Here is a 7,660-nt window from a genome sequence, read left to right as displayed (position 1 = left end):
CCCGCCGGTGTCCTGCACCACGAAGCGCCGGCCCGACCACGCCGCGTCGTAGGAGACGCGGTCGCGCGTGACGCCGGGGATGTCCTGCACGACGGCCTCGCGGCGGCCGAGGATGCGGTTGACCAGTGTGGACTTGCCGACGTTGGGCCGGCCGACGACGGCCAGCACCGGCGGCGGGGCCGAGGCCTCCTCGATCGCCTCGCTGATGTCCTCGCTGCCGACCTCCCAGTCGCCTTCGTCGAACCAGACGCCGTCTCCGTCACTCATCTGATCGCACCGGCTTTCTGTTCGACCAGTGCGGTCAGATGGCCGATCACCTGGTCCTGGGTCATGTCGCTGGTGTCGACCACCAGCGCGTCGTCGGCGGCCCGCAGCGGCGACACCGCCCGGGTGGAGTCGAGGTGGTCGCGGCGACGGACATCGGCGAGGACCGCGTCGTAGTCGTCGGCAGTCCGACGCGACGTTCTGGTCGTTGCGCCGGCGCGCTCGTTCCTCGGCGGAGGCGGTGAGGAAGATCTTGACGTCGGCATCGGGCAGCACGACGGTGCCGATGTCGCGCCCTTCGACGACGACGGGACCCGCGCCGTCGGCGAGGGTCGCGCTGCAGCGCGACCAGGCGGCTGCGAACATCGGGCACCGCCGACACCGCGGACACCGCTTTGGTCACCGCGTCTCCGCGGATCTCGCCGAAACGTCCTCGCCGGCCAGGAAGGACCGGTCCTCGGCGGGGTCGTGCCCGACGGCCATGTCGATGTCGAGCACTGCGGCCGCGATCGCCGCCGGGTCGTCGAGGTCGACTGCCTGGCGCAGCGCGCTCAGCGTGACGATGCGGTACATCGCTCCGGTGTCCAAATAGCGGGCACGCAGCGCTGTCGCCAAACCTCTTGCCACGGTTGACTTTCCGGTTCCCGCCGGACCGTCGATCGCGATCACCACCGACCGGGTCACAATCCCACCGCCTTGTACAGGTCGCCGATCTCCTTCTGCGTCAACACCCGGATGCTGCCCGGTCGTTGCTCGCCGAGCGTCACCGCGCCGATGTCGGTGCGGACGAGTTCCTGGACCGGGAAGCCGACGTCAGCCAGCAGCCGTCGCACGATGTGCTTACGGCCCCTCGTGCAGCGTCACTTTCACCAGAGACCGGCCCGGCACGGTGTCGACGACGGCGAAGTCGTCCACCTGCACCGGTCCGTCGTCCAATTCGACACCGGCACGCAGCTTCTTGCCCAGTCCGCGGGGGACGCTGCCCATCACGGTGGCCAGGTAGGTCTTGGGCACCTCGAACGACGGGTGCATGAGCCGGTGGGCGAGTTCACCGTCGTTGGTGAGCAGCAACAGACCTTCGGTGTCGGCGTCGAGCCTGCCGACGTGGAAGAGGCTCTTGGTGCCGCGGACCCGGTGCTCGACGAGGTCTCCCACGCAGGGCCGGCCACGATCGTCGGACATGGTCGAATGCATGCCGCGCGGTTTGTTGATCGCCAGGTACACCCGGTCCTCGTCGACCGCGATGCGCGCGCCGTCGACCCGGATCGTCGAATTCTGGGGATCCACCCGGGTACCGAGTTCGGTGACGATGATGCCGTCAACCTCGACCCGTCCGTCGCGGATCATCTTCTCGGCCACCCGCCGGGACGCGATTCCCGCTTGGGACAACACTTTCTGCAGGCGTACGCCCTCGTCGTCGCTCATCGTCACTCCCGTTCCGCGTCGACGTCGATCGCGGCGTCCGCCTGGGATCCTGGTGGGGACCCAGCAGCCCCGTTGAGTTTCATGAAACGTGGCTCCTCGTCGAGGTTTTCGCTGATGTCGTCGATCACGTCGACATTGGGCAGCAGCGGTGCGATGTCGGGCAGATCGGTCAGCGACGACAGCCCGAGGCGTTCGAGGAACAGCTCGGTGGTGGCGAAGGTGACCGCACCGGAATCGGGATCTGTACCGGCCTCTGTGATCAGACCGCGCGCGATCAGCGTGCGGATCACCGCGTCGACGTTGACGCCGCGCACCGCGCTCACCCGGGCACGCGTCACCGGCTGGCGGTAGGCGATCACAGCCAGGGTCTCCAGCGCGGCGCGGGTCAGCCGCGCGCGGGCGCCGTCGAGCAGCAGCTTCTCCACGTACGGCGCATAGCGGGAGCGTGTGTACATCCGCCACCCACCTCCGGCTTCCCGAAGATCGATGCCGCTCCCCCGGGCCGCGAAGCCGTCGGCGAGGACCTGCAACCGCTCGGCGATGCGGGCCTCCGGGACCTCGGTGGCCGTCGCGAGCGCGTCGATGGGCACAGGGGTGTCGACGACGAGCAGCAGTGCTTCGAGCACCGCGTCGAGCATCCCATCATCGAGCACGGCGTCATCCGGCTCGGCATCATCGAGCACCGCGTCGTCGAGGTCCGCCTCGACATGCTCAGCATCAGGCTCGGTCTCCGGCTCGGTGTCCGGCGAAAAATTCTCAGGCATCTTCTCTAGTTCCGCGCTATTCGGCGTCCGCGGTCGCCAACTGCTCACTGCTCGGCCGCTCCCCTGTCCAGGAAATCTGGAGCACTCCCAGCGGTTCTGACTGGTCGAATGTTACCGCCCGGGCGCGAAACAACTCGAGCAGCGCCAGGAAGCGCCCGACGATCTCCATCGGCATCTGGCAATCGGCCACCAGGTCGGAGAACGACGCCCACTGGCCGATCCCCCGGTCTTGCAGCAGGGACATCAGGTTGGCGGCTTGTTCGGGTACCGAGACGGGGACCTGATGCAGATGGTCCAGACCGACCGACGGCACCGGTCGGGGGGTGAAGGCCGCGGCCGCGATCTCGGCGAAGCGCGCCGCGTCCACGCCGAGCATCACCTCGGGCAGCAGATCGGCGAAGCGGTCTTCCAGCGCGACGGCCCGCGGATAGCTGCGCAGCGCCGCGGACTCCAGCTCGGCGAACATCTCCGCGACATGCTTGAACGCGCGGTACTGCAGCAGCCGCGCGAACAGCAGATCCCGCACCTCCAGCAGCGCCAGGTCGTCCTCGTCGTGCACATCGCCTGCGGGCAGCAGCCGGGCGGCCTTCAGGTCGAGCAGTGTCGCGGCGACCACCAGAAAGGATGTCGTCTCGTCGAGGCCGAGCTTGCTGCCGATCTCCTTGGTGTAGGCGATGAACTCGTCGGTGACCTGGTGCAGCGCCACCTCGGTGACATCGAGCCGGTGCGCGAAGATCAGCTGCAGCAGCAGGTCGAACGGACCCTCGAAGTTGCTCAGTCGAACCTGGAACCCGGCCGCCTCGCTCACGCGCCGAACCGGTGGATGACCTCGCGGGCCAACGCGCGATACGCCTCTGCCCCAGCCGATTTGGGCGCCCATGTGGTGATCGGCTCGCCGGCCACACTGGTCTCGGGGAAGCGCACTGTGCGGGTGATCACGGTGTCGAACACGAGGTCACCGAAGCGTTCGACGACCCGGGCCATCACTTCGCGGGAGTTGACGGTGCGGGGGTCGTAGCGGGTGATCAGGATTCCGCTGATGTCGAGCTTGGGATTGAGCCGGTCGTGCACCTTCTCGACGGTGTCGGTGAGCAGCGCCAGACCGCGGAGCGAGAAGTACTCGCACTCGGTGGGAATCACCACTCCGTCGCTGCACGCCAACCCGTTGACGGTGAGCAGGCCCAGCGACGGCTGGCAGTCGATCAGCACGTAGTCGTAGCGGTCGAGCACCGGGTAGAGCGCCCGCGCCAGCGATTGCTCCCGGCCGACCTCGTTGACCAACTGGATCTCGGCGGCGGAGAGGTCGATGTTGCTGGGCACGAGGTCCAACCCCGGCACCCGCGTGGTCATCAGCACCTGGTCGATCGACACCCTGGGCTCGACCAGGAGGTTGTAGACCGTGTTGTCCAGCTCGTAGTGCGGGACGCCCAGCCCGGCCGACAGCGCGCCCTGCGGGTCGAGGTCGACCAGCAGCACCCGGCGACCGTATTCGGCCAGCGCGGCGCCCAGGTTGATCGTCGACGTGGTCTTGCCGACCCCGCCCTTCTGGTTGCACATCGCGATCACCGTCGCCGGACCGTGCGAGGTCCGCGGCGCCGGTTCGGGGATCTCGCGGGGCAGCCGGCCGGTCAACCCGGGGGTGGGAGCGGGCTCGGGCTCGGGTACCGGGTCCGGTGTGGGTTCCTGGCTTGGGATGGACCCGCCGGTGTCGTCGGTCATGCCGGACCGTCGCTGGTCAGGCATCCTTCGGGCATGGCGGACATCGCGACGAGTTTAACGGGAGATGGCGCGCCGGCGAGGCAGACCCGCACGCTAGCGCGCCCTCGGGTGCGCACCGGCCCACACCTCGCGCAGCGTGTTGACCGTGACCATGGTGTAGATCTGCGTCGTGGTCACCGACGCGTGGCCGAGTAGCTCCTGCACGACGCGCACGTCGGCGCCGCCGTCGAGCAGGTGGGTGGCGAACGAGTGCCGCAGCACGTGCGGTGAGACCGCCGCGGTGATGCCGGCGCGGTCGGCGGCGTCCTGGAGCACCTGCCATGCGCTCTGCCGCGACAGTCGCCCGCCGCGGGCGTTGAGGAAGATCCCCGGGGTGCCGCGACCGCGGCGGGCCAGCTCCGGCCGGGCCCGCACCAGGTAGGCGTCCAGCGCGGCGACCGCGGGCCGGCCGATCGGGATGAGGCGCTGCTTGCCGCCCTTGCCGTGGAGCAGCACCGAACGGGCGTGCAGGTCGATGTCGTCGATGTCCAGACCGACGGCTTCAGAAATGCGCGCCCCGGTCGAGTACAGCAGCTCCAGCAGGGCCCGGTTGCGCAGTGTCAGCGGCCCGTCGGCGTCGCTGTCCCCGCCGGCGGCGTCCAGCAGCGCCAGGACGTCGTCCAGCGTCAGGCTCTTGGGCAGGCGCCGGCTCGGCGTGGGCGGTTTGACCTCCCGCGCGACGTCGGCCGTGGCGATCCCCTCGGCGGCGGCGAAGCGGTGCAGGCCGCGCACTGCGATCAACGCGCGCGCCGCCGAGACCGCCGACAGCGCCGGCACGCCGTTGTCGGGATCCCCCTGACGCAGCATGACGAGGAACTCGCTGACGTCGGGTTCGGTGGCGTCGGCGACATCAGTGACGCCGCGGGAGAACAGATGCTCGACGTAGCGGCGCAGGTCGCGGCGGTAGGAGCTCAGCGTGTTCGCGGCGGCGCCGCGTTCGATCGCCAGGTGGTCGAGGTAGCCCTGAATCTGGACCTCGAGGGTGGAGCCGACAGACGAGAACGTCTGGGTCACGCGTGTCCCTTCCGCCGTGCGAACGCCCTGGGCCTGTCGGTCCAGGGCGCGTCGACGGCGCGGAGCGCATCGATGCCGGGCATCGCGTGCGCGGCCAGGATGCCGGCGACGGCGATCGAATTCACGATCTCCCCCGAGTACACCCTGGCGACGGCGTCTTCGAGCGCGACACGCTCGACGGTCAGGTCGGCTTCTTCGTGTTCGGCCTCCGGGCGGCCGACCTCGCGCAGCCCGGTCGCCAGGAACACCCGCACGCTCTCGTCGCTGAACCCTGCGGCGGTGTCGAGGTCGACCAGCGTGTGCCAGGTGTCGGCAGCCAGTCCGGCTTCCTCTGCGAGTTCCCGCGCCGCGGACTCGTGCGGCGGTTCGCCACTCATGTCCAGCAGACCGGCGGGCAGCTCCCACAGCCGGCGGCCGAACGGGTGCCGGTACTGGTAGACGAGGACGACGCGACCCTCGTCGTCGAGGGCGACCACGGCGACCGCGCCGTAGTGCTCGACGATCTCGCGTCTCGCCGTCGACCCACCGGGCATCCGCACCTCGTCGGCGCGCAGCGCGAAGATGTTGCCGACGTAGAGGGTTTCCGAGGAGGCGACCGAGAAGTCGTGGGTGCCGGCCTCGTCAGCCACGGGCGGGCGCGTCTTCCAGAGAATGCTTGGCGCCGTTGGTCTCCCGCTCGGGCGCCTCCGGAATGTCGGGAATATCGACGGGCAGCCGTTCGGCGTTGTTGTAGTCCAGCGATGCGCCGACGAACGCGGTGAACAGCGGATGCGGCCGGGTAGGCCGGCTCTTGAGCTCCGGGTGGGCCTGTGTGCCGACCAGGAACGGATGCACCTCGGGGTCGTATTCGACGAACTCGACCAGGTGCCCGTCGGGCGAGGTGCCCGAGAATCGCAGGCCGCTCTCGGCGATCTGCGCGCGGTAGGCGTTGTTGACCTCGTAGCGGTGCCGGTGACGCTCGGACACCTCGGTCGCCTGATAAGCCTGCGCGACAAGCGAATCCGGGGTGAGCACCGCGGGGTAGGCACCCAGGCGCATGGTGCCGCCGAGGTCCGCCTCGCCGGCGACGATCTCCTGCTGATCGGCCATCGTCGAGATCACCGGATCGGGGGTGTCGGGGTCGAACTCGGCCGAGCTCGCCTCGGTCAGGCCCACCGATCGCGCCGCCTCGATCACGATGCACTGCAGGCCCAGGCACAGGCCCAGCACGGGCAGGCCACGCCGGCGGGCGTAGCGGATCGCGCCGATCTTGCCTTCGATCCCGCGGATACCGAAACCACCGGGGATCAGCACCCCGTCGACATCGGCCAGGGCCGCGGCGGCACCGGCGTCGGACTCGCAGTCGTCGGAGGGCACCCAGCGCATCTCGACCCGGGCGTGATGGGCGAAGCCGCCCGCACGCAGCGCTTCGGCGACCGAGAGGTAGGCATCGGAGAGGTCGATGTACTTACCCACCAGCGCGATCCGCACGGTCTCACGTGGTTCGTGCACGCGGCGCAGCAGGTCGTTCCATTGCGTCCAATCCACGTCGCGGAACGGCAGATTCAGCCGGCGCACCACGTAGGCGTCGAGCTCCTCGCGGTGCAGCACCTTGGGGATGTCGTAGATCGACGGCGCATCGGGGGTCGAGATGCAGCCGTCGATGTCGACGTCGCACATCAGCGCGATCTTGTTCTTCAGCCCTTCCGGGACGTCGCGGTCGCAGCGCAGGATCAGCGCGTCGGGCTGGATGCCGATGCTGCGCAGCGCCGCGACCGAGTGCTGCGTCGGCTTGGTCTTCAGTTCCCCCGACGGCGCCATGTAGGGGATCAGCGAGCAGTGCAGGAAGAAGCAGTTCTCCCGGCCCACCTCGTGGCGCACCTGCCGCGCGGCCTCCAGGAACGGCAGCGACTCGATGTCGCCGACTGTGCCGCCGACCTCGGTGATCACCACGTCGGGACGGTTCCCGTCGGCGTCGGGCTCGGCCATGGCCAGCACCCGGTTCTTGATCTCGTCGGTGATGTGCGGAATGACCTGCACGGTGTCGCCCAGGTACTCGCCGCGGCGCTCCTTGGCGATGACCGACGAATACACCTGGCCTGTGGTCACATTGGCGTAGCCACTCAGGTTGCGATCCAGGAAGCGTTCGTAGTGGCCGACGTCCAGGTCGGTCTCGGCGCCGTCCTCGGTGACGAACACCTCACCGTGCTGGAACGGGTTCATCGTGCCCGGATCGACGTTCAGGTACGGATCCAGCTTCTGCATGGTCACCTGCAGACCGCGCGCGGTGAGGAGCTGACCGAGGCTGGACGCCGTCAGACCCTTACCGAGAGAGGACACCACCCCACCGGTCACGAAGAGATGTTTGGTGGCGGTCTGCGGATGCTTGCGCAACGGCTTCGTTTGGCCTGGCACGGAACTCCACCCTAACAGCGACTGCGACTCGGCGTCACTGA

Annotated in this window: 7 protein-coding genes and 2 pseudogenes; all 9 read right to left on the bottom strand. The window is 69.0% G+C overall.

The window, feature by feature from the left end; translation table 11 throughout:
• On the bottom strand, nt 1-267 hold a 267-nt coding region (locus PGN37_RS24540; RefSeq protein WP_335333578.1), incomplete at its 3' end, for a GTPase.
• Nucleotides 264-891, bottom strand: a pseudogene (cmk, locus tag PGN37_RS24535) ((d)CMP kinase). The pseudogene cmk and the gene PGN37_RS24540, both read right to left, overlap by 4 nt.
• Before the next feature lie 53 nt (nt 892-944).
• Nucleotides 945-1,689: pseudogene (locus PGN37_RS24530) on the bottom strand (pseudouridine synthase).
• A 2-nt stretch (nt 1,690-1,691) separates the two neighbouring features.
• Nucleotides 1,692-2,453 carry an SMC-Scp complex subunit ScpB gene (gene scpB, locus PGN37_RS24525; RefSeq protein ID WP_335333577.1) on the bottom strand — a complete coding sequence of 254 codons (762 nt, stop codon included), beginning with the start codon at nt 2,451-2,453 and terminating at the stop codon, nt 1,692-1,694.
• Nucleotides 2,454-2,469: 16 nt separating this feature from the next.
• On the bottom strand, nt 2,470-3,333 hold the full coding sequence (locus tag PGN37_RS24520; RefSeq protein WP_442933012.1) for a segregation/condensation protein A: 864 nt from the start codon (nt 3,331-3,333) through the stop codon (nt 2,470-2,472).
• Nucleotides 3,258-4,172: a ParA family protein gene (locus PGN37_RS24515; protein ID WP_335333575.1), complete on the bottom strand. Its 915-nt coding sequence runs from the start codon at nt 4,170-4,172 to the stop codon at nt 3,258-3,260. Before PGN37_RS24515 ends, PGN37_RS24520 begins: the two co-directional genes overlap by 76 nt.
• A gap of 93 nt (nt 4,173-4,265) precedes the next feature.
• The gene (gene xerD, locus PGN37_RS24510) at nt 4,266-5,225 is read right to left on the bottom strand and encodes a site-specific tyrosine recombinase XerD (protein WP_335333574.1); all 960 of its coding nucleotides are present in this window, start codon (nt 5,223-5,225) and stop codon (nt 4,266-4,268) included.
• Complete coding sequence (locus PGN37_RS24505) at nt 5,222-5,854, bottom strand: NUDIX hydrolase (RefSeq protein ID WP_335333573.1); 633 nt, start codon at nt 5,852-5,854, stop codon at nt 5,222-5,224. Before PGN37_RS24505 ends, xerD begins: the two co-directional genes overlap by 4 nt.
• Nucleotides 5,847-7,598, bottom strand: a complete 1,752-nt coding sequence (locus PGN37_RS24500) for a CTP synthase (RefSeq protein ID WP_335333585.1) — start codon at nt 7,596-7,598, stop codon at nt 5,847-5,849. The genes PGN37_RS24505 and PGN37_RS24500 overlap by 8 nt, the downstream gene beginning before the upstream one ends.
• Nucleotides 7,599-7,660: the final 62 nt, after the last annotated feature.

Source organism: Mycobacterium kyogaense (genome assembly GCF_036946525.1).
Taxonomy (GTDB): domain Bacteria; phylum Actinomycetota; class Actinomycetes; order Mycobacteriales; family Mycobacteriaceae; genus Mycobacterium; species Mycobacterium kyogaense_A.
The sequence above is the reverse complement of the archived record's forward strand: the minus strand, read 5'-3'. Positions and strand labels throughout refer to the sequence as shown.